General features: G+C 39.6%; 14 protein-coding genes and 1 pseudogene. 12 read left to right on the forward strand and 3 right to left on the reverse strand.

The window, feature by feature from the left end:
* Positions 1-26 precede the first annotated feature (26 nt).
* From NCWK1_RS16390 to NCWK1_RS16420, 7 genes are all read left to right on the forward strand, one after another.
* A complete protein-coding gene (locus NCWK1_RS16390; protein WP_245894916.1) occupies positions 27-410 on the forward strand; it encodes a four helix bundle protein in 384 nt (127 codons plus the stop codon).
* Between the two features lie 15 nt (positions 411-425).
* Positions 426-1,493, forward strand: coding sequence for a phage tail protein (locus NCWK1_RS16395; protein WP_103125434.1), 1,068 nt, complete (start codon positions 426-428; stop codon positions 1,491-1,493).
* 45 nt (positions 1,494-1,538) lie between these two features.
* The gene (locus NCWK1_RS16400; protein WP_103125435.1) at positions 1,539-2,771 is read left to right on the forward strand and encodes a DUF4159 domain-containing protein; all 1,233 of its coding nucleotides are present in this window, start codon (positions 1,539-1,541) and stop codon (positions 2,769-2,771) included.
* 37 nt (positions 2,772-2,808) lie between these two features.
* The gene (locus NCWK1_RS16405) at positions 2,809-4,971 is read left to right on the forward strand and encodes a WD40 repeat domain-containing protein (protein ID WP_103125436.1); all 2,163 of its coding nucleotides are present in this window, start codon (positions 2,809-2,811) and stop codon (positions 4,969-4,971) included.
* A gap of 74 nt (positions 4,972-5,045) precedes the next feature.
* Positions 5,046-7,775, forward strand: a complete 2,730-nt coding sequence (locus NCWK1_RS16410; protein WP_103125437.1) for a COG1470 family protein — start codon at positions 5,046-5,048, stop codon at positions 7,773-7,775.
* 81 nt (positions 7,776-7,856) lie between these two features.
* Positions 7,857-10,211, forward strand: coding sequence for a CHAT domain-containing protein (locus tag NCWK1_RS16415; protein ID WP_103125438.1), 2,355 nt, complete (start codon positions 7,857-7,859; stop codon positions 10,209-10,211).
* A gap of 85 nt (positions 10,212-10,296) precedes the next feature.
* A complete protein-coding gene (locus tag NCWK1_RS16420) occupies positions 10,297-12,051 on the forward strand; it encodes a ShlB/FhaC/HecB family hemolysin secretion/activation protein (RefSeq protein WP_103125439.1) in 1,755 nt (584 codons plus the stop codon).
* Positions 12,052-12,303: 252 nt separating this feature from the next.
* Here NCWK1_RS16420 and NCWK1_RS30610 read toward each other — a convergent pair.
* A pseudogene (locus NCWK1_RS30610) lies at positions 12,304-13,442 on the reverse strand (ISAs1 family transposase).
* Between the two features lie 209 nt (positions 13,443-13,651).
* On the opposite strand from NCWK1_RS30610, the gene NCWK1_RS16435 reads away from it, so the two are divergent.
* From NCWK1_RS16435 to NCWK1_RS29160, 4 genes are all read left to right on the forward strand, one after another.
* A complete protein-coding gene (locus NCWK1_RS16435) occupies positions 13,652-14,734 on the forward strand; it encodes an AAA-like domain-containing protein (RefSeq protein ID WP_103125440.1) in 1,083 nt (360 codons plus the stop codon).
* A 132-nt stretch (positions 14,735-14,866) separates the two neighbouring features.
* Entirely contained in the window at positions 14,867-17,299 is a 2,433-nt protein-coding gene (locus NCWK1_RS16440; RefSeq protein WP_103125441.1) for an ATP-binding protein, read from the forward strand.
* A gap of 12 nt (positions 17,300-17,311) precedes the next feature.
* Complete coding sequence (locus tag NCWK1_RS16445) at positions 17,312-18,190, forward strand: Rpn family recombination-promoting nuclease/putative transposase (RefSeq protein WP_103125442.1); 879 nt, start codon at positions 17,312-17,314, stop codon at positions 18,188-18,190.
* Between the two features lie 129 nt (positions 18,191-18,319).
* On the forward strand, positions 18,320-18,667 hold the full coding sequence (locus tag NCWK1_RS29160; RefSeq protein WP_146033999.1) for a hypothetical protein: 348 nt from the start codon (positions 18,320-18,322) through the stop codon (positions 18,665-18,667).
* Here NCWK1_RS29160 and NCWK1_RS16450 read toward each other — a convergent pair.
* Positions 18,664-20,352, reverse strand: coding sequence for an NAD-binding protein (locus tag NCWK1_RS16450; RefSeq protein ID WP_103125443.1), 1,689 nt, complete (start codon positions 20,350-20,352; stop codon positions 18,664-18,666). The two genes, NCWK1_RS29160 and NCWK1_RS16450, sit on opposite strands and share 4 nt — an antisense overlap.
* Before the next feature lie 168 nt (positions 20,353-20,520).
* Here NCWK1_RS16450 and NCWK1_RS16455 point away from each other — a divergent pair, with 168 nt between their 5' ends.
* A complete protein-coding gene (locus tag NCWK1_RS16455; protein WP_103125444.1) occupies positions 20,521-21,012 on the forward strand; it encodes a hypothetical protein in 492 nt (163 codons plus the stop codon).
* Positions 21,013-21,043: 31 nt separating this feature from the next.
* Here the strand turns inward: NCWK1_RS16455 and NCWK1_RS16460 are convergent.
* A partial coding sequence (locus NCWK1_RS16460) for a low temperature requirement protein A (protein ID WP_103125458.1) occupies positions 21,044-21,877 on the reverse strand: 834 nt, incomplete at its 5' end.

Raw genomic sequence — 21,877 nt, forward strand, 5'->3', positions numbered from 1 at the left:
TGAGTGCTGAGTGCTGAGTTATGGAGGTGAATCAGTTGAGTAAAGTAGAAAGATTTGAGGATTTAATTGCTTGGCAAAAAGCTAGGGTTTTGACTAAAGCAATTTATCAAATTACACAACAGGGAGCTTTTAGCAAAGATTATGGACTTTCAGGACAAATGCAAAGAGCATCAGTCTCAATAATGTCTAATATTGCTGAAGGATTTGAGCGTAATAGACCTAGAGAATTTCATCAGTTTCTTTCAATGGCTAAAGCTTCTTGTGCTGAATTACGTTCTCAACTTTATGTAGCTTTAGATGTTCAATACATCCAGTCACACGAATTTAATCAAATTTTAAATCAAGCACAAGAAGTTGGCAGAATTATCGGTGGTCTTCGAGCATCTATTGACAAAAACAAACAAGAATAAAAACCACACTTTTTTATGACTAACCAAATCCTGCATCTACAACTCACATCTATGCAATTACCTGATGGGGTACAGTCATTAGCAGTGAGTACAAGTGCAGCCGATTTTTCACACTCAGCACTCAACACTCAGCACTCAGCACTCAGCACTCAGCACTCAATTCGCGCGGGGTGTGATTTGGTTGTTCATCCGCCGGAACCGAGTGAGATAGTTTTGCAGCTAGAAAACTTGGGTAGTCGAATTTTGCGGTTAAATGTGCGGTTGGAGGGGAATTTCCCGGCTGAGTGGTGTCGCATTGGGATGGAGGGGTATGAACTCGCGCCGCGATCGCGGATGGATGTGGTGTTGTATTTTCAACTTCCCGCTGATTTCTTTGAAAATCCAGCGTTGGCGACTGGTCAATCTTTGGTGTTGGATTATCACAGTCGCATTCACGTCAATTACACCGAGGAGGGTACTGGTAGACAGTTAGTTGAAACAGCTGGGTTGAATTTGTATGTTCGTCCTCGCAGTCTATACCAAAAATTTGTCCCCGCGCTTTATCGAGAAGTTGATTTTATTGGTCGCTTCTTGAAAATTTTTGAACAGGCTTTTGAACCAGCAGTGCAAACGCTGGATGTTTTGTGGGCTTATTTAGACCCAATGACTGCACCGCAGACATTGTTACCTTTTCTCGCGCACTGGGTAGCTTGGCCGATTGACCGTCGTTGGACTATTGAACGACAACGTTATTTAATTCGTTCGGCGGTTGAGCTTTATCGCTGGCGGGGAACACGTAGAGGGTTGCGTTTATATATACATCTTTATACAGATTTACCTTTAGATGAACATATTACAAGAGAAGTTGATAAACATATTTGTATTGAAGAAATTCGCGGTGAAGGTTTTGTTTTAGGTAATACGCGCCTGGGTGAAGATGCAATGATTGGCGGCGGTCGTCCGTATCATTTTATCGTGCGCCTACGTCCCCAACGCCCAAATCAGGTAGATGAACAATTAGTGCGACACATTATTGAGCAAGAAAAACCTGCATTTTGTACTTACGAACTTTATGTAGATGAGTCATTAGTCAATGGTCATTAGTCATTGGTTCTTCCCCCTATATCCCTACTCCCTACTCCCCCAATTATGGAAATTCACCCCCTAGAACGATTACAAATTCAAGATGGTTTATTGATTAACGCTGAACGGTGGAAGCGATCGCATGATTATCACCGTCAACGGCAAAATATTCATTATCAATCACTCAATGAACCGGGAATAGTTCAGGGTTTGGGTGTGAGTTTGATTCCTGCGCCGAAGGATGTACCATCACAATATAACGATGGGCGATGGTTACAAATTCAGCCAGGAATTGCCATTGATGTGAATGGGAATCCGATTGTGGTTCCGCAACCGATCGACTTTCATATCTCTGCTGATATTACTGAAGAAAAACCCAGATTAATTTATTTAGTTTTGCGTTATGTAGACCCAGATACTTTACAACGCAAACAGGTAAGTGAATTTGAAACAGAAACTTTTCGGATTGATGAAAAAACGACACCACCTGATACTTTTGAGGTGGAGTTATGCCGAATTTTATTACAACCGGGATTAGTAACTTTAGAAAATCCCCAAGATGTATTTTATCCTAGTTTGAATAGTTTAGATTTTCGTTATCGAAAAATTGCGCGATCGCGTCCTACGGTGGTGGTACGGGTGGCGCATCTTGATACGCAGGAAACTAAGGAAGGTAATAGTTTTGCAAATCTCGCTTCTTTATTAAGATACACCGAAAGTCTGACCTGTACTCTCCAAGGAGATGAACAAATTACCCGCTTAAATTTTCCGCTTTTAGACCAAACTATAGCAATTAATTATGATTTGCTATTTATTACTGGAAGTGAACCATTAATTTTAAATGTGCAAGAATTAGCTAATCTCAAAAGCTATCTAGATAGTGGCGGGGTTTTATTAGTTGAATCCCCTACCGATGCTGTTGATAGATTAGAAAGTATTTTAGAAATTACGGAAAGTTTAGCCACACCTTTAGAAGATTTACGCCGACTTGATAGGTACCATCTGTTGCGGACACAGCCATTTTTATTTGCCGCTTTACCAGCTATAAATCAAAAGCCTCTGCAAATTTTAGTGGCAGGTGGCATTGTTTTAGTTATTGGTGATTTATCGATAGCTTGGGGATTAGATGAAAAGTTAACTTTAACACGAGAAACGATTCGCACCGCCCAAGAGTTAGGCATTAATATTCTCAATTTTGCTTGGAATAGAAAGCGAATGACGCAATTAAGACAACAAACTGCTACACCTGTCTCAACTAAACCTGATGCTTTAAAAAATATTTTCAACAAATTAGAATAATTCTTGATTTTTACCTTTTTACTTTTTACTTTTTTCTATGGCAGTTAATCTAGTTAATACTAAAATTTCTACTCAAGTATTGAATTTTCAACCAGGTGGTTCGCCAACTTCTTTTGAAGTGACTGTAGTTAATGAAAGTAATCAGTTTGCTTCTTTTCAAATCGAAATAATTGCGGCTGGTAGTAGCGAAAGTTTAGGGTCTAATTGGTACACAATTACACCAGCAGTTAGTGCTAAAAATCCGCCAGGGGATAGTACAAAATTTGCAGTAACAATTACTAATACACCTATTGCCGGTTTTATCGGCAAAATGAACCTGATAGTGCGAATTTTTTCGCTGGAATTGCGAGATGAAGATAGACAATTACTGCGGTTAATAGTTGAAGCAGGCGTTGGTGCTGTACCAATGCAGGTTGAGTTACCAATACGAGAATTTACAACTCAACCACAGGGATTAATTGAAATTCCTGTGCGGGTTTTTAATCCTAGTCAATTACCTGCAACCGTTTCTTTAAAACCGATTGGACTCAAGCTTCAATGGTTTATTAATGGCGATGAAAAACTATTACCAGTTGCGCCAGGAACTAAAACAGAAACTTCGTTTTTATGTCAATTACCAATTGCTGAAGAAGTTCCCAGTCGATCTTATCCTTTTACTATTGAAGCTACTTATACTAATGGACTTCCATCTAGTAGTCGAGAAGGCATAATTAATGTTAATCCAGCCGGATTGATTGACTTTCAATGCACTCCAGAAAAACAACACATACCTGCATCTCGTCCTTGGCTACCCCAGTTGAGAGTTAATTCGGCAACTTACCAACTTGAATGCCAAAATCATAGTAATTTGACTCAAAAGTTAAGTATTGAAGTCAAAGAAGACTCGGAAGGCAAGCGTAAATGTTTTTGGGAAGTTCAACCAGAATTTATAGAATTAAACCCAGGAGAAAGTAATAATTTACAACTATTAGTCAGTAAGCGGCGCAGGTGGTTAGGTTTTCAGCAAAAACTAGCATTTAAAATCAAGGCTATTGTATCAGATACCCGCGTAAATATTAATAACGAAAATCAATATTTACAACTAATTCTTCATCCTATTTTACATCCTTGTCTACAGATGGGATTAGGAATTTTGCTGTTATATATACTCTGGTTTTTATCATGGCTCAATCCCAATAACCCATTTTTTGGACATCGTCGCGCTGTGACATTTGTGCAGTTTAATGGAGTAGGCGATCGCGCTGTTAGCAGTTCTCAAGACCAAAGTATTATTAGATGGAATCTCGCTGGTTTTACTAACCCTTTGGTTAATCAAGATAATGGGAGAATGGCTAAAAATATAGGCAAATCTGTTCGAGTAGTACGCTATAAACCTGTAGATAATGACGTAGTAGCTGCTGGTTTAGAAAATGGCGAAATTCAAATTTGGGATGTGCTAGGTGGTACAAAAAAACCAGAAGTTACTTTTTTGTATGATAAAGCAGACCGGGTTTTAGGTTTAGAATTTAGCCAAGACTCACACTTTTTATTTAGTGGTCATGGTAGTGGTTTAGTTCTGCAATGGGATATTAATAGTGCGCTTCTAAATGATGAAGTAACTTTAAAAGAACCTATCAAGACAATAAATGTAAATTTTCCTGTATATAGTTTGGCTTTAGCTGGACAAGATAAGCAAAATTTAGTAATTGTAGGCAGATACAATAACTTAGATATCTGGAATTTTTCCCAAAACAAACTATGGAAAGTTCCCTATAGTCCGCCTGGAAGTCAAAATGATTATATTGTCAGCGTAGATAGTGCAGAATATAAACCAAGTTTATTAGCAACAGCAGATAATATGGGACAAATTACTTTATGGAATATGCAGCAATGTCTAATTAAAAATAACAGTCAATGTCAAGTTTTAGATAAATGGTCTGATGGTCACAGTGGTAAAGCTGTTAGGTCAGTTGCTTTGAGTCGAGATGGTTGTTATTTAGTTAGTGGTGGTGATGATAATCGAGTGATGTTATGGCCATTAACTACAAAAGGTAAACGAGCTTCGGTAGTTGGTCAACTTATACGTTCAGAAAGGCAAAGATTTAATAGCGTGGATATTAAGGTAGTTAAAAATCAAATTTTAATTATTAGTGGTAATGACGATCGCAGAGTTAGATTAGATATCCGAGATTTAAATAAAAACATTGGTTGCAAACAATAAATAACCACTAACTTACACAGATAAAATATCTTTTTACTTTTGCCTTTTTATTTTTTACTTTTTTAGGGGTAAGCATGACTGCCACAAATTCGAGAATTACAGATTCCAAACTCGGTTTGAGTATGGCAGATGTGTTGATTCTGCCACCACAACAGCGCAAAATTGTCCAGTGGCTAATTAAGCGTCCTGATAGTGTTACTCTAGCTCAAGTATCAATTCATTTAGATTTAAATCAACAAGCTACTTTAGCTTTATTAGATAAATTAGTTGAAGAAGGTTTTGTTCAGCAAGTTTTAACATCTGGTGAGGTGAAATACCGCGTTAATTTGGCGGCTAAACGTGGTATTCAACAGCAGAATATTCAACAAACTCTCGCGCCTGGAAATCCCCTAGCGATTATTTTTAATCCTTCTGGTGATTATGCAGTTCAAGCTGGGGCAAAATTTGAACTTAATATCACTGTTACGAATAAAGGGGTGGAAAGTGCGTTAATTGATATTTTTATTGATGAATTATCACCGCAATTAATTCAATGGTGTGATGCGCCTAAACAGAGGTTAGCGCTAAGTCCTAATTCTGTGGGTGAGGTGTTATTTGAATTTCACGTACCTGTAACAGCAATTCCTAGCACTTACAACTATTCAATTGTTGTCGATGCGCCGTTACATTATCCTGAAGATACGCCAATTCGACATGGGGCAAAAATTCAGGTTTTACCAGCAATTGAAACTGTAGTTAGAGTTAGTGACCCGACTTTTAGCTTACTACCTTTAACGAGTTCGCGATCGCCTGCCAAAATTCTCCCAGGCGGAATCTTACAGGTGAATGTCAATGTCCACAACCGTTCTGATAGGGTAGATAGATTTCGCCTCAGTTGTCTTGATTTACCTGAAGAATGGGTGAGTATCCGCTATCCCGAAGGTTTGGAAACGGCGGGACTTGTTATCCCCAACATGGGTTTAAATCTTAACCCAGGCGAAAAAGGAGAAATCTTACTTCAATTTCAGCCATCACTAGGCGCAAACGCCGGACTTTACTACCCCAGCATCCGCTTGTATTCTGCCAACAATCCCGATTTGATGCTATTGGATGTCATATATTGGGAAATTTTGCCGTCTTACTTGCTAAATGCAGAGATGCTGATAGTGGTAAATCGAGTGAGACGCAAAGGCGGAACTTTTGAAGTTAAGTTGACAAATGCGGGTAACACTGTCAGAGAAATTGCTTGTGAAGCAGTTCCTATAGATGAAGATAAGGTGTGTACTTACGTAACTTCTCCGGCTTTGTTGCGCGTATTACCGGGAGAAAAAGTGTCGACAAAAGTGACGGTAGTACCCGTGAAATGGTGGTATCGTCCGATGTTTGGTGCGGGGCGATTACTTAACTTTCGCATTGAATTAGTAGATCAGCAACAAATACCTTTACCTAATCCTGCTTTACCAGGAAGTTTAATTTGGGAACCGCGTCCTTGGTGGCAATTTTTACTTGTATTGTTGACAGTTATAGGTAGTGTAGCAGCGATCGCATTCTTGATTTGGTTATGGTTTTTCCGTCCCCTCGCAAGTCCCAAAATTCTGCAATTTCTCTCCTCTGATGCGACTTATCAAGCCTCTAACAATGATTTTATTCGCTTGAGTTGGCAAATTCGCCACCCCAAAAAATTGCAAACATTATCTTTAACTGGTTTATTTGCTGATGGTACAGCGGCGGTACAACCAATAGTTTATACCTTCAACGGTAAACTACCCCAAGAACTACAACCATTTTGTCAAATGGGTGCAGTGTTAACTTGTGCTAATGTGCCGACTGATGCGCGTAAATCAGGAGATTACATTTTTCAAATGCAAGCATTTGCTAATGATAATCCAGACTTGCCCGCCGACACAATTAAAACGAATACGATTAAAATTATCCCGATTCCCCCACCGCAACTTCTGCAATTTTCTCCAACACAATCTGTTTATCAAGAAGTTAAAAATAGTGATAACAAAATTAGACCAGACACAATTCGTCTCAATTGGGAAATCAATGATTTAAATAGATTAAAAGAATTACGCATTATTGGGCGATCGCCAGAAAATTTAGTTAATAGTCCACAACAAACTTACAATGTCAGCCAAGGTATTCCCGACACACTAAAAACCTTCTGTACCCAGCAAGATAATCAATTAAACTGTCGCAATGTTCCTGCTGATAATCGCGGCGCAGGAGACTATATATTTGAAATACAAGTATTTACTAAAACAGATACAGATAAACCAAGTATTTCGCAAAAAACAGACTTAGTAAAAGTTCAACCTTTACCCAGCAAAATTATCGAATTTAAAATTAATGGTAATAACCCATTACCAAAATATACCATAGTAATTAATCCACTCAAGCCTAATAAACCTCTCAACTTATCTTGGAAAATTGAAGGTAGTAATAATATTAAAGTTGAACTTCTTCCTGCGCCAGGAGATATCCCGCGTAACGGTACAATACCTTACCCAGTTAATCAACAACCCGGTAGCGAAATAATTACTTTACAAGTTACTAATTCTACTGGTGAAAAAGTAAGTCGTTCCGTCACCATTGAAACTTTTTTACCGCCTAACTCAACAACCAATCAACCACAACTACCACAACTAGAAGGTGCAAAACCCCAAATTCCAGCTATACCCCCACCAGCCGCAACACAACCTACACAACCGCCTGGTACTTCCCCATCTTCAGGTAACAATACATCACCTAACCCAAATTCACCGACACCTTCTCAACCAGACAAACTCTCACCCTTAGAACTACCACCAGGATTTGATTAAAAGCAAATTTTTCTTCTTTGCGTCTTTGCGCCTACTCTTCGAGAAGCCGCTACCGCGTCTATGCGTGAGATAAAAAATACTATGAAACCCCATCTTTTTTTAACAATAACCTTAACCTCCCTCCTACTTTTACCACTTTCCGCCAATTCCAATCAACCAATAGACGCACAACAATATCGTGCTAACTTACTCTTAAATCTTGGTAACAGACAACTAACCAACGGACAGTTTAAATCAGCCTTAACATCATTACAAGAATCACTCAGACTATATCAAATAATTGGCGATCGCACCGGAGAAGCCACCGCACTATTTCGCATCGCTGATGCTTACTTTACTCTTGGTAGATATAGAACTGCGATTAGTTTTTACAAACAAAGTTTACAGCTAACTCAAGACTTTGCTAATCAATCAATGACAGTGCAAATTTTTGAACACCTCAGCAATACATATACTAATCTAGGCGATGAAAAGTTAGCTAAAAAATATCAAGAACAAGCAACCACACTCAAAAAAGATATTGGTAATCCTGATAGAGAAGCAGCTTTTTTAGGTAATGTTGGTTTAGACCATGATGCTGCAACTGAGTATAAACAAGCGATTGCGTTTTATTCCCAACAATTCACAACCGCTAAAGGCAATAATAACTATCAACTGCAAATTGATTCCTTACAGAACCTCGCTGCAACTTATTGTAAATTAGGGCAATATCCCCAGGCGATCGCAACTTATCAACAACAGCTAAGATTAGCCCAGGAATTAAGCAATAACTCCCTAGTAAGCCTGACATTTAAACAAATCGCCGAAACCTATCAAAAGCAAGGAGATTTTAAAGCTGCGATCGCTTTTTATCAACAACAGCTAAAACTTACAGATAAATCTCAAAAATTTGAGGTAATCAGACAATTAGGACGCGTTTATACTTTTGCCAAAGATTACGATAAGGCAATCGCATTATATCAAGAACAGCTAGATTTTGCTAAAGCTAATAAAGATAATTACAACCAAGGCACAGCTTTAAATAACTTAGCTTTTGTTTATTTAAACTCTAATAAATTAGATGACGCTGAAACTACGCTACAAGCAAGTATTAAAAATTGGAAATCTTTACGTTTAGAGTTAGGTAACACAATTGATTATGCGGCGGAACAAAGGAATACATATAACTTACTACAACAAGTTTTGATTACTCAAAATCAGCCAGAGGACGCATTAGAAATCTCTGAACAAAGCAGTATTATGGCATCCTTACAATTATTGGGAATGCGGTTAGCTTCTGAACCAAAAGATAATAATCTAAAAATCGCACCTAAATCAATTGTCTTACCCACAATTGCCGACATTCAAAAAATTGCTAAAGAGCAAAAAGCTACTCTGGTGAAATATACTATCATTCCTGATGATGGCTTATATACTTGGGTAATTCAACCTACAGGGAAAATTACATTCCGTAAAATCAAACCAATACCGGAAAATACATTTGATTCAGTTAATTCCATCTCTGAAATAGTTGCTAATATTCCTAATTATCTAGGTGTAAATAGTCAAGAGAATCAAGGTAAAAAACTTGTTAATCCTTTATTGCAGTTACATCAATTATTAATCAAGCCAATTGCTGATTTACTACCGGAAAATCCTACAGCCCAAATCATATTCATTCCCCAAGATGATTTATGGTTTGTTCCCTTTCCAGCATTGGTTGATATTTCTGGCAAATATTTAATTGAAAAACATCCCATTTCAACTGTACCAGCAATTCAAATACTCAAATTAGCAAAAGAACAACGAGGTAGAACAGGTGGGAGTAAAGTTGTTGTCGTGGGTAATCCTACCATGCCGAAAATTGCTCGTGCAATTAATCAAGCACCGCAACCTTTACCACAATTAATCAATGCAGAACAAGAAGCTTTAGCTATTGCTGATTTATTTAAAACTAAAGCTTTAATTGGTAGCCAAGCCACAAAAGCAGCAATTCTACCTTTATTACCCAAAGCCAAAATCATTCATCTAGCAACATATAGTGTTTTAGATGATATCAAAAGACAAGGTATCCCCGGAGGTATCGCCTTAGCTGGAGAAAATAACGGACTACTCACCGCCAGCGAAATTCTCAACTTGTACAATCAACCAAAAGGTAAGCGTTTGCGTGCTAAGTTAGCCTTTATCAGTGCTGGGGAAACCGGACAAGGTAGTATGGGCAATGGTGTACTGAGTTTATCTTTAGCATTGATGGCATCTGGTGTTCCTAGTGTGATTGTCTCACAATGGGCAGCAACAGATATACCGACATCTATGCTAACTACTGAATTTTATCGCCAGTTAAAGCAGAACCCTAACAAAGCCCAAGCATTACAAAAAGCGATGTTAGCCACAATGAAGCAGTATCCTAATGCCAAATATTGGGGAGGATTTAATTTAATTGGAGAAGTACATTAAAAAATAATAAAAAAGTGACACAATATAGCAAAACCAGAAACAATAAATCTTACATAGGAATGATTTTTTATAGACAAAATTTAAAATGTCAAATTTACAATCTGCGATTTATTTTGGTTTATTCAAAAAATATATACATTGGCTATCTACTAGCTTGATTTTTAGTTGTGCTTGTGTAATTTTAACTTTGCCATCATTTGCACAAGCACCCAATCCCGAAGGAAACCCTAATCAAGACCGGTTTCCCCAGCCTGGAACAACACCAGAACCTTTACCGCCAGAGTCACAACCCCCCATACAACCAACACCAACGCCAACTCCCGAAACTCAACCTACAGAAGCTTCTCAAACTATTAAAGTAGAGAAAATCAACGTCACAGGGAGTACAGTTTTTCGCCCAGAGAGATTTAAAACCATTACTCAGACTGTAGAAGGGCGTGAAGTTACAGTCGAAGAACTCCGCAAAGCTGCTGATGCCATCACTCAAGTTTACCTTGACCAAGGCTACATCACATCTAGGGCAATTGTTGTAGACCAAACGGTAAACAATGGGGTGGTGGAAATTCGGGTAATTGAAGGGAGAATCGAAAAAATCGAAGTTCAAGGTACAAGAAGGTTAAATCCTGAATATGTGCGTAGTCGTGTAGCTTTAGGCGCAGGTAAGCCGCTTTTGACCTCTGCATTAGAAGACCAATTAAGATTACTCCGGGCTGACCCTTTATTTTCTAACGTGGAAGCTAGTTTACGGGCGGGTAGTGGTGTTGGTCAAAGTATTTTGATTGTGCGCGTGACTGAAGCACAACCCTTTAATGCAGCGTTGACTGTTGATAATTATTCTCCTCCTAGCATTGGTTCAGAAAGATTGGGCGTGAATGCTAGTTATCGCAATCTTTCTGGTCTGGGTGATGAATTTAGTGCTGCCTATTATTTAACAACCAGAGGTGGCGCAAATGTTTTTGATTTTAATTATCGCTTACCACTCAACCCGATGGATGGGACTTTACAACTGCGAACATCATTCAATGATACGAATGTTGTGGAAGAACCATTTGCAGCTTTTGATATCAGTGGGGAATCGCAACTGTATGAAATTAGTTTTAGACAACCACTAATTAGAACACCCCGTGAAGAATTTGCTTTATCTCTAGGTTTTGCTGTGCAGAATGGTCAAACTTTTACCTTTGCAGGGCCAACACCCTTTGGTTTTGGCCCAGATGATGAAGGGAATAGTCGCACCCGTGTAATTAAATTTGGTCAAGATTATGTAATTCGGGATATTAATGGTGCTTGGGCATTGCGATCGCTATTTAGTTTCGGTCTTGGTATATTTGATGCTACTAGTAATCCCAGCCCCATTCCTGATGGGCAGTTTTTTAGCTGGTTAGCACAAGCCCAACGAGTGCAACGTCTAAGTACAGATAATATATTAGTTGCCCAAGCTGAGTTACAAATTACACCCAATGCCTTGTTACCAGCCCAGCAGTTTGTTGTCGGTGGCGGTCAATCAGTCCGCGGTTATCGCCAAAACGTCCGCGCTGGTGATAACGGTGTACGCTTGACTATCGAAGACCGTTTAACAGTGCAACGAGACGCATCTGGTAATTCAACACTGCAAATTGCGCCATTTTTTGATATGGCTTACATCTGGAATGTGGATGATAACCCGAATACCTTACAACGTCAGAAATTTATTGCAGGTATCGGACTCGGCGTATTATTTCAACCCATACCGCAGCTTGATATCAAACTTGATTATGGATACCCCTTGATAGATTTAGATGACCGGGGAAGAAACGCTCAAGATGATGGTTTTTACTTCAGCGTTGGCTATCGGTTGTAGATTTTTTGCGATCGCAATTCATCTTTCAACCGTCACAATCATAATGAGAGCGATCGCAATTCATCTTTCAAACCTCGCAATTACAATGTGACCGATCGCATTTGTTATTTCCACCGTCACAATCACAATGTGAGCGATCGCATTTCATCTTTTCACCGTCACAATTGTAATGTTTGCTTTCCTTATACCAATTTAATGTGAAGTTGCACATATTTCGATCCCCCTAAATCCCCCTTAAAAAGCAGGGCTGTTTCATTCCACAAGACGAAGTAGTTTGTCAATATCATGAGAGAGAAATCTTTGAGCAATAGTGATGGAATGATAACTATGACGACGAAGGATATTGAGTGCGATTGCTCTGATAATAGAAAGATTAGCGGGAGCGTTGCCAAGACGGATTGTAGAACAGTCCTCTTTGAAAACAACGTCTTTCAACGGCAGTTGCCTCAAGTCGGGAAACCCGCCCACGGCACTGCCTCCCCAGTGAAGGCAGTTTTCGATACCCCAGTGTCCACGAATACCGATAGCAAATTCTTTCGCGCTTGCTATCAGACTGCTAATATAACAAACAATTTCATGATATTTCTTAGCGTTTCTCGTACCAATTCTTTCGACCCTGACTAAAGATTTTATTCCAGTCCATGACGGGTCAATTCCATTGATATCATGAAAAACTTCTACAGTGCGTGTTGTATATCTATCTCTGGTTTTTTCGGTTTCAACTACACGAGAAGTTGGTTTTTTTGTGGCAGCAATGCGTTGAATATGGCTACGTAGTTTGGGTTGATTATCTTTAACCGCAATGACATAATCATTGCCACTTTCTATAATTATTTTGCAAGTTTTTTTTGACAATGTAGGGAATCAAAGCTCAAGACCACTCCTTCTAGACCCAATGCAGTGATTAGCTCTTGGACAACCTGGATTTCGCTTTTTTGCTGATTCTCAAATTTCTCCATCCCGACAACCAGCCCTCTTTTACAAGCAAATACCGATACTATACTCACGAAATTTTGATTAGATGAACTGTAGTTTTGCACTGTACCCTTAATACTTTTCCCATCTGTTGCACACCATTCTGATACCTCTAAATCCACATAAGTTTTTGCCCATTCATTAAATTTATCAGCCAGTTTATCGAAGTCTACTCCCATCACTACACGCCGGATTGTTGAATATGAGGGTACTCCATGTTTTTGAATGCCAAATTTCTCGATTAATACTCGACTATGCCTTTTGACAAAATCTCCCCACCCCCGATATCCTACATATCCATTCATTGTTCCCATGATTACCAACAGCAACACTAACCACAGTTGGTGTCTTCGCCCATCCGTCGTTCTAAAGTCTTCCACTTGCTTTAATTGTTCAATCAGAGCCGCACCCATCATTTTTATCCCCTCAACCCTTGCTATTTTACCTGTTTTAGGGAATGAAACAGCCCTGGGGGGGCTAGGGGGGATCGGATTCTATGCAGCTTAATAAAAAATTGGTATTACAACTTTTGCGGCTTTGATGATGAGTCTTTTACCGAACAAAGTATAATGCTATGCTTTTAAGCAATTACACTGAAATAAATTAAATTAATATAAAATTATACATGACTTCTGGATCGCTGCCTGCTAACCCTTTTGTGGCTGCGGGGATGATTGAAGACCCCAGATTGTTTGTTGGTCGGAAGGATGAATTACACGCGATCGCATCTCGGATGGGTGGCGCACAGCCGACAAGTATTAATATTGTGGGTGAAAAGCGCATTGGTAAATCTTCGCTGCTTTATCACTTTTTTCTAACTTGGGAACAGCGAGTGCAGAACTCTAGCCGCTACGTTGTAATTTACCTTTCCTTGCAAAGTGTACATTGTCAACGAGAGGAAAATTTTTATTTAGCGGTGGCGCAGGAGTTACTCAATTTTTCTAGTGTGGCTACCAACCAAGCTTTAAGTGACCCTTTAAAAATTAGACCCCTTGACCGTATAGTTTTTTCTGATGCAATCAGAGAATGGAAAAGGCAAGGTGTATTACCAGTTTTATGTTTGGATGATTTCAAAACTTTATTTGACAACCAGAGCGAATTTAATAATGACTTTTATAATAACTTGCGTTCTTTGATGAATCACAACTCTGTGATGTTGGTAATCGCTTCACAACATCAATTAGATTTTTACAGCAAAAAACATCAATTAACTTCTTCTTTTTTCAACTTAGGTCATGTGATTAAATTGGGAGAACTGCAAGAAGATGAAGTCAAAGATTTGCTACGCCTACCAGCTAGTACAGTTAATAATGCTGCACCTGCTTTAAGTATGGATGAACAGCGTTTAACTCAGCAGTTAGCCGGGAGTCATCCATTTTTACTGCAAATAGCAGGAGGCTTGGTGTGTGAAGCACGTCAGCAAGGACACGATGAAAACTGGGTAAAAACTCATTTTGTTCAAGAATCTCGGCGCTTACCACAGTCTCGGTTAGATTCGCGCCGATGGTGGCGTGGACTGCGTTGGTTAGTTTGGAATTTACCAGTACGTCTAGGGCGCGTAGTTAAATTTCTTGGCGGAACTGTAGATGATGTGAGTAGCTGGATTAAAGGAATGGCAATTTTAGTAATGGTTATTTTGGTGTTTACACGAGTTATCAATTGGAATGAAGTTTGGGATTTTGTGCGTGATCAATTAGGGATTAAATAAAAAAGTAGGTTGGGTGGAGCGATAGCGAAACCCAACGAAGTCTTAACTATAGTTGAGTTTTTGTTCCTTAACCCAAGCTACATTTCACTACGCCTCGCAATGACGTAAGACAAACTATTTACAGAACATGATATGAGTCAAACTTCACCAACATCAGGCTTGTGGAATTATGTAGCTGAATGTCTGCGCCTTTTGTATTGGATTTACTTTAAGCCTTTTACTTTTGAACGCTGGCTGCGCGATATCCATCCAGAATTAAAACCGAGAGATAACCCCTTTGACAAACAAGCTGAGTTTCCTTCAAATCCTCGTTTACGTCGCTATGCAGGACAAGTTTGGTGGTTAATGGCATTAGTGCCAATATTTGCCGTATTGCTAGTAGCACCAGTTTACACACTAGTTAGCGGTGAATCTTTTAACTGGTTCATAAACTTGATTTTTTGGTTGGGCTGGCTAATAGGAAGGGTTTTAGAGCGTGGTATCTATAAAAATAGATTAGTTATTTTAGTTGTTAGCAACTTTAGTGTATTCTTAGTAGCTAGATTCTTGTCAGACATGGCGTTGAGCGTGGCGTTCGGCGTGACGGTAGGCGCGGCGGTAGGCGTGGCGTTTGACGTGGCCGGCGTAGCGGTAGGCGTGGCATTGAGCGTGGCGACAGGCGTGGCATTGAGCGTGACGATAGGCGTGTCGTTCGGCGTGGCATTGAGCGTGGCGACAGGCGTGACGGTAGGCGTGGCGGTAGGCGTGTCGTTCGGCGTGGCATTAAGCTTGGCGATAGACGTGGCGACAGGCGTGGCTTTCAGCGTGGCGTTCGGCGTGGCGACAGGCGTGGTGTTGAACGTGGCGTTCGGCGTGGCTTTCAGCGTGGCGTTTGTTTTTGGTGTACTAAGAGTTTACTTTTGGTTGCCGGAATTGATTTGGATGTTCATTATTTTTTTTATTTCTCGCTGGCAAAGTTCAGGAAGTTATTTACAATATCTGCCCCCTTGGTTTGATGAACTGATTATTTTACCTCTGCCTTTCATGGATTGGATGATAGCGGAAGCTTATGCAAAAAACCCAGTCATTGCTCTTAAAACCATTGATTATTTAATTACATCTACAAATAAACAAAAAGTTGCAACACAAGCAATCATCAAAATTGCTATAGATATTCTCAACCAATGCCGAAGATTAGGAGATATTGCCGATATTTCCTATCAAACAACATGGATTCCATCACCACCTCCACCAGAACTTGGGACAATTCTGCCCCAATTATTAGATATTAGCCAAGGCGTACAAGCATCGCAACAAGCAACCACATCATATAGACAATATGAATTATTAAAACCTCCTATCAATGCTTTGCAGGAACTAAAAAACTCTCTAACTTTTGCAAAAAACGCTGCATTAGCTACTCAATTTGGCAGCATTGCAAATCGCTGGCTCACAATATTAGAAACAGCACAGCGCACTTTAGCAGAAACAGCCAAACAATCACAAGAAATTCGGCAAGTTTACATTGCTGGTAATTCTTTAGACCCCGCCACAGCTACAAATCGCTTTAAAGGGCGAATTGATATCTTTCGAGAAATTGAAACTTTAACGCTTTCCGATCAGCCACCAGTTTTATTGCTCTACGGTGGGCGCAGAACTGGTAAAACCTCTGCACTCAAATATTTACCTGACAAAGTTGTTCCTAATATTGTTCCTTTGTTGGTAGATTTACAAGGAGCAGCTTCAGCCACAACACTTAAAGGATTTGCCGAAAATCTATCCCAACAAATTATCAATACTGCACGCCGCTTACCCCGCAAAATCTTCTTACCAAATCCCGATGCTGATAAATTAGCTGAAGATCCATTTCCCGCATTACAAACTTGGTTAGCAGAAATCGAACGTAGCAATTCTGGTAAGCGATTTCTTTTATGTTTAGATGAATATGAACGCTTGAGTGAGGTAGTTACAGCTACAAACAGCCGTGCGCCACTCAACTTTATTCGCAATTTGCTGCAACATCAAAAACAATGGATTTTGCTGTTTAGTGGTTCTCATCAATTATCAGAACTTGAACCTTACTGGACTGATTATTTAATTAACACCCGCGCCTTGCGAATGAGTTATTTGCAAGAGTCAGAAGCGCGTGAATTAATTACACGTCCTATCGAAGATTTTTCTAATATTTATGAATCAAGTGCTGTAGATTTAATTATTCACCTAACTTGCTGCCAACCTTATCTTGTGCAGTTGATGTGTTATGAGTTAGTAGAATTTTTAAACAAAGATATTAGAGCAAATCGCCGCCAACTAGAGACAATCAAAGCCACCGCGCAAGATGTACAAGAAATTATTCCTATTGTGCTAGAGCGAGGCGATCAATATTTTCGGGAAATCTGGAATAATTTAACAGAGAATGACCGCCATTTACTTCAGCGAATAATTCAAGGTGAAACTCCCACACCACAAGATAGAGGGACAGTACGAAGGCTCACCCGCAAAGAAATTCTGACTCAAGAAGGTAATGTTTTTCAAGTGCCTTTAGTGCAAATATTCATCGAACAATTACTAGAAGAAGAGAATTAGTACTATCAAATTATGTCAATTGATCATGATCGTTTATTTAAAGAATTAATTTCTACATTCTTTACTGAATTCATCGACCTATTTCTTCCTGCTGTTGCTGGTGATATAAATAAGGAATCGATTCAATTTTTACCAGAACAATTACTTGTTGATGTGACTGCGGGAGATAAAAAAATCATAGATTTACTTGCAAAAGTAAAATATCGAGAAAAAGATACTTTCTTCCTAATTCATGTTGAAGCTCAATCTTATACACAGCAAGATTTTGCAAAACGAATGTTTAAATATTTTGCAAGACTTTACGAAAAATATGATTTACCAATCTACCCCGTCGTAATTTTCTCTTTTGATGAACCTTTAAGACAAGAACCACAAACACATAGCATTACCTTTCCCGATTTAGACGTACTCAAATTTGAATTTGCAGCAATTCAATTAAATAGAATTAGTTGGCGAGATTATTTAAATCAACAAAACCCAGTTGCAGCAGCACTAATGTCCAAAATGAATATTTCACCAGCAGAACGTCCGCAGGTGAAAGCAGAATGTTTGCGGCTATTAACTACTCTAAAATTAGATCCTGCAAGAATGCAGTTGATTTCCGGCTTTGTTGATACTTATTTAAATTTAAATGAAGCCGAAGAACAAACCTTTAAGGCGGTAATTACTACAATGGGATTAGATAAAAAGGAGGAATATATGGAAATTATCACAAGCTGGGAAAAAAAAGCTACTCAAAAGACATTAGAAAAAGTAGTACTTAATTCGTTACGTGAAGGTTTATCAGTGGAAACGGTAGCGCGAATTACTGGGTTAACAGTAGAGCAAGTAAAAGAATTACAGATAAAATTAGCAGATGTCTCTCAAGAAGAGTCAAGAGAAGAAAATTAGGCAATATCGCTTTTTTATAAGTATCGCAGATACGATCGCCTAAAATGCGAATCGGTAAAACTAAACCGCTGGTTTCCCCAGGTAGCCGAAATAAGTCTCCGACGAGAAATTTAAGTTGGCAATTGCAGTGTGAGTGATCGCAATTCATATTTCAACCGTCACAATCATAATGAGAGCGATCGCATTTCATATTTCCACCGTCACAATCACAATGTGAGCGATCGCAATTCTTATTTCAACCATCACAATCGCAATGTGAGCGATCGCATTTCATCTCTCAACCATCACAATCATAATGTGGGCGATCGCAATTCATCTTTCAAACCTCGCAATTACAATGTGAGCGATCGCATTTGTTATTTCAACCGTCACAATCATAATGTGGGCGATCGCATTTCATCTTTTAACCATCACAATCATAATGTGAGCGATCGCAAAAATTACACCCCTAAACCCCTAAACTCTTTCTTCTCCTAACTCTTCTGCGATACTCGATCTTCCCGCCACAATTGATATAACCGATTAGCAGGCATTGTTAAATATAAAATATCTCCATCAGCCAGCTGTGTTGTCAGTAATTCCCAACCTTGGACACGTTGAGAGTTAGTTTCCATATATAACGGTACAAAGTCAGCAGACATGGCTATTTCTTTGACCAATAAACCACAAAAAGGATGTGATGGTGTAATTAATGTGGCGAAGGCTACCCAAAGTTTATCAGCAGTGATGCCATTACCGAGAATGCGCCCACCTAAAGCAGCCGCAGCAAAAGCTGGCGCGGCTAGTTCTGCGGGACTGAGAACGGCTTCAAAATCAAAAACTTGTTGCGCCATCCTCGCAAAATCGGGGTCAGCATAATGAACAATTACTGGAATTTTTGGGGCTATCCCTTTGGCTTTAAGGGCAATTTCTAGGTTAGTTGCATCGTTGCTAGTTACAGCTAACACCGCCGCCGCAGAGGTAATATTAGTAGTTTGCAGAATAGTACGGAAACTAGCATCACCTTGAATTACAGGAATCCCTAACCCGCGCACCGAGTTAACATATTTATTATTAGAATCTGTTTCAATAACGATGACTTCATAACCGCTGGTATGAAGTTGCTGGACGATTTTGCTGCCAATGCCACTTAAACCGCAGACAATATAATGATGGCGTTGAGGAATTCTGGCTGCATCCCAAAATTGCTTGAAGCGGTTTCCCAAGACAAAATCCGTTAGCATAGCGTACCAAATCCCAATCACCACTGCGCCAATTAGCATGATCACAATGGTGAATAACTTGATACTGTTAGGGGCATTTTCGACAACTTTATCGTTACCGCCTGCGCCAGTAATCATACCGACAGAAAAATACAAGGCATCAACTAAAGATAAACTCAGTTCTGTAGACCGATAAGTGAGTGTGGCGATCGCGATAATTACCATCAACACAATCGCACCAATTACTACCGACTTGCCATGTTGTTGAAACTGGCGCAGACTGGTACAAACCTTTAATACTTTTTTAATTAACGACCTGCGAATAGAACGAATCCGGGGTTGAATCGCGACAATTAAGCGATCGCCTACTTGTAATTCTTGCCCAGATAGCACCCCTTCAATTAAATTCATTTCCCCGCGCACAGGTAAATAATAAATGGGCATTCCTGCGGGTTCTTCCCACAAATTACTTAAATTCCACCCCAACCAAGGATGGTTTTCATCAATATATTCTTCTTGCACAGGCCAAGTTTGATCAAATAATTTGATTTGTCCTATGGCTTGATTTCCTAAAGCCGCAAATGTAAAGAGTGGTGCAGCTAACCCCACAACACTCATACTCAAATGTTCTGGGAGAGTTTGATCTAAACGTTCACCCAGATTTGTATTATAAAAGCGGTTAATAATGCGAAGTCGCGGATTTAATACCCGCGCCTGCATCATAATTGACAAATTCAACGTATCTTCAGAACCCGCTATCACCAAAGTATGTGCTTGGTGAATTCCCGCAGCTGTGAGAGTTGCTGCTGCGTGTAAATTACCAATAATTACATCTGATGAACATTCGCCAGGGATTGGTTTGTGATGGATACCAATAACCGATGCGCCCTGCTGTCTCAGCAGACGAAAGATTTTATATCCAGTACGCCCTAAGCCGCAAACAATAATTCGAGGTTTCATGAGACAGCTAGTGGTAGGAATGCGTAATTAACAATATTGTGGCGTTGTTTCTTAGGGTGTAACTGTAACTGAAAACACGTTAGCGATAAATCAAATTAATTAGGCACTTTTGCTACATTTGCTGAGTCAATTTATGAGTAATAGTTTGCATGATAAACATTTTGAGTTATGTATAAGTTGGCGAAATTGACAATTTTAGGTGGGATTTTATGCCCTTTAGTTGTAGCGAGTGCGATCGCCTCTACAGCGCAAGCACAACCTTCACAAAGTCCACTGGCTGAACCCAATGTGCAATTAAAAGTGCAACGTACAAGCGGAAGTTGTCCGCAAACAGTTGGTTTGTGGTGGTTAACGCTACCTTATGAAGGTGGTGCTGAACATACTGTAATTGCCGATACTAGAGCTTTTGCCGATACAACTAAATTAGTTCCATCAAAGAATCAACATTTTGTAGAATTTGTTTCACCTTTACGCAATAACTACGCTACTTGTGTGGGTCAAACCCAAGGTCAGGAATATCCTTTTTATAGTGTGCAATTCAAAAATAAACAGGCATATTTCCGTGTAGACTTGCAGAAAATTCCAGTACCAGACACTCTCATTAGTTACAAAACTGTAACCACTTCTCGTCCTTATGTGCGATGGGCGATCGCAGATTAATCCTAATACTGGGTTGCTTTACTCAGCACTTTTAAATTTCTGGATCGGCCAAGCGATTATTCGGGCGACTCTGATACACATCTTGAATCACTTGTACAGCAGAAACTAAAGCTACTAAGGCGATAACTGCAACAGGTAATAAACCTTTGCCAAAAAATGCGATCGCCAACAGCACAACTACAGCACTCAAGCGATACATAGAACGAATCTTACAATATCGAATCACGCCATATCGGTGCAGAATACCCACTGCTAACGAGCATAATGCTACTGAACCACAAATCAACCATCTTTGCGGATCTGCTAACGCTATAGTTGGCTGACTGACTAAAATTTCTTCTACACCAACTCCAGTAGCCGCAATCCCAATCACTAATGGTAAATGGGTATAAAGCCAGATATTAACAGTCCCAACTTTTCCTTGTGTGCGTGCGGTTTCAATTGGTGTTCCCCCTAAATTATCAAAATAAACCCACCACCAACTAAAGGCGATCATCAGACCAAAAATTGCAGAAATTACAGTTAACACCTGCCATTTTTGCTCTGAAACACCGTTAACCACTGCAATAATTGCTTCCCCCAACACAATAATTGTGAACAATCCAAAACGTTCTGGTAAATGGGAGGCGTGCGGAAGCAAGCCAATCTGGTGCTTACGGGCGGTTAACGGTGTGCCAAAATCAATCACAATTCCCACGCCCCAGAGTGCGAATCGCCAAGGAACTGGCAAAAATGCGGAACTTAACCAAATCAAAGATGCGATCGCAAAACCAATAGCGTAACGAGTTGTTAAAGGACGCGCCAACGGAATATGTACCCCCGCCCGCACATACTCCACCTCACATCTTGCACCTGATAAAAAAAG

The organism is Nostoc cycadae WK-1 (genome assembly GCF_002897135.1).
GTDB lineage: Bacteria > Cyanobacteriota > Cyanobacteriia > Cyanobacteriales > Nostocaceae > Nostoc_B.

Bases quoted from the DNA above. Each gene is read 5' to 3' on its own strand.
- NCWK1_RS16400 (WP_103125435.1), top strand. From the start codon at position 1,539: ATGGAAATTCACCCCCTAGAACGATTACAAATTCAAGATGGTTTATTG.
- NCWK1_RS16415 (WP_103125438.1), top strand. From the start codon at position 7,857: ATGAAACCCCATCTTTTTTTAACAATAACCTTAACCTCCCTCCTACTT.
- NCWK1_RS16450 (WP_103125443.1), bottom strand. From the start codon at position 20,352: ATGAAACCTCGAATTATTGTTTGCGGCTTAGGGCGTACTGGATATAAA.
- NCWK1_RS16455 (WP_103125444.1), top strand. From the start codon at position 20,521: ATGTATAAGTTGGCGAAATTGACAATTTTAGGTGGGATTTTATGCCCT.
- NCWK1_RS16405 (WP_103125436.1), top strand. From the start codon at position 2,809: ATGGCAGTTAATCTAGTTAATACTAAAATTTCTACTCAAGTATTGAAT.
- NCWK1_RS16410 (WP_103125437.1), top strand. From the start codon at position 5,046: ATGACTGCCACAAATTCGAGAATTACAGATTCCAAACTCGGTTTGAGT.
- NCWK1_RS16420 (WP_103125439.1), top strand. From the start codon at position 10,297: ATGTCAAATTTACAATCTGCGATTTATTTTGGTTTATTCAAAAAATAT.
- NCWK1_RS16445 (WP_103125442.1), top strand. From the start codon at position 17,312: ATGTCAATTGATCATGATCGTTTATTTAAAGAATTAATTTCTACATTC.
- NCWK1_RS16395 (WP_103125434.1), top strand. From the start codon at position 426: ATGACTAACCAAATCCTGCATCTACAACTCACATCTATGCAATTACCT.
- NCWK1_RS16435 (WP_103125440.1), top strand. From the start codon at position 13,652: ATGACTTCTGGATCGCTGCCTGCTAACCCTTTTGTGGCTGCGGGGATG.
- NCWK1_RS16440 (WP_103125441.1), top strand. From the start codon at position 14,867: ATGAGTCAAACTTCACCAACATCAGGCTTGTGGAATTATGTAGCTGAA.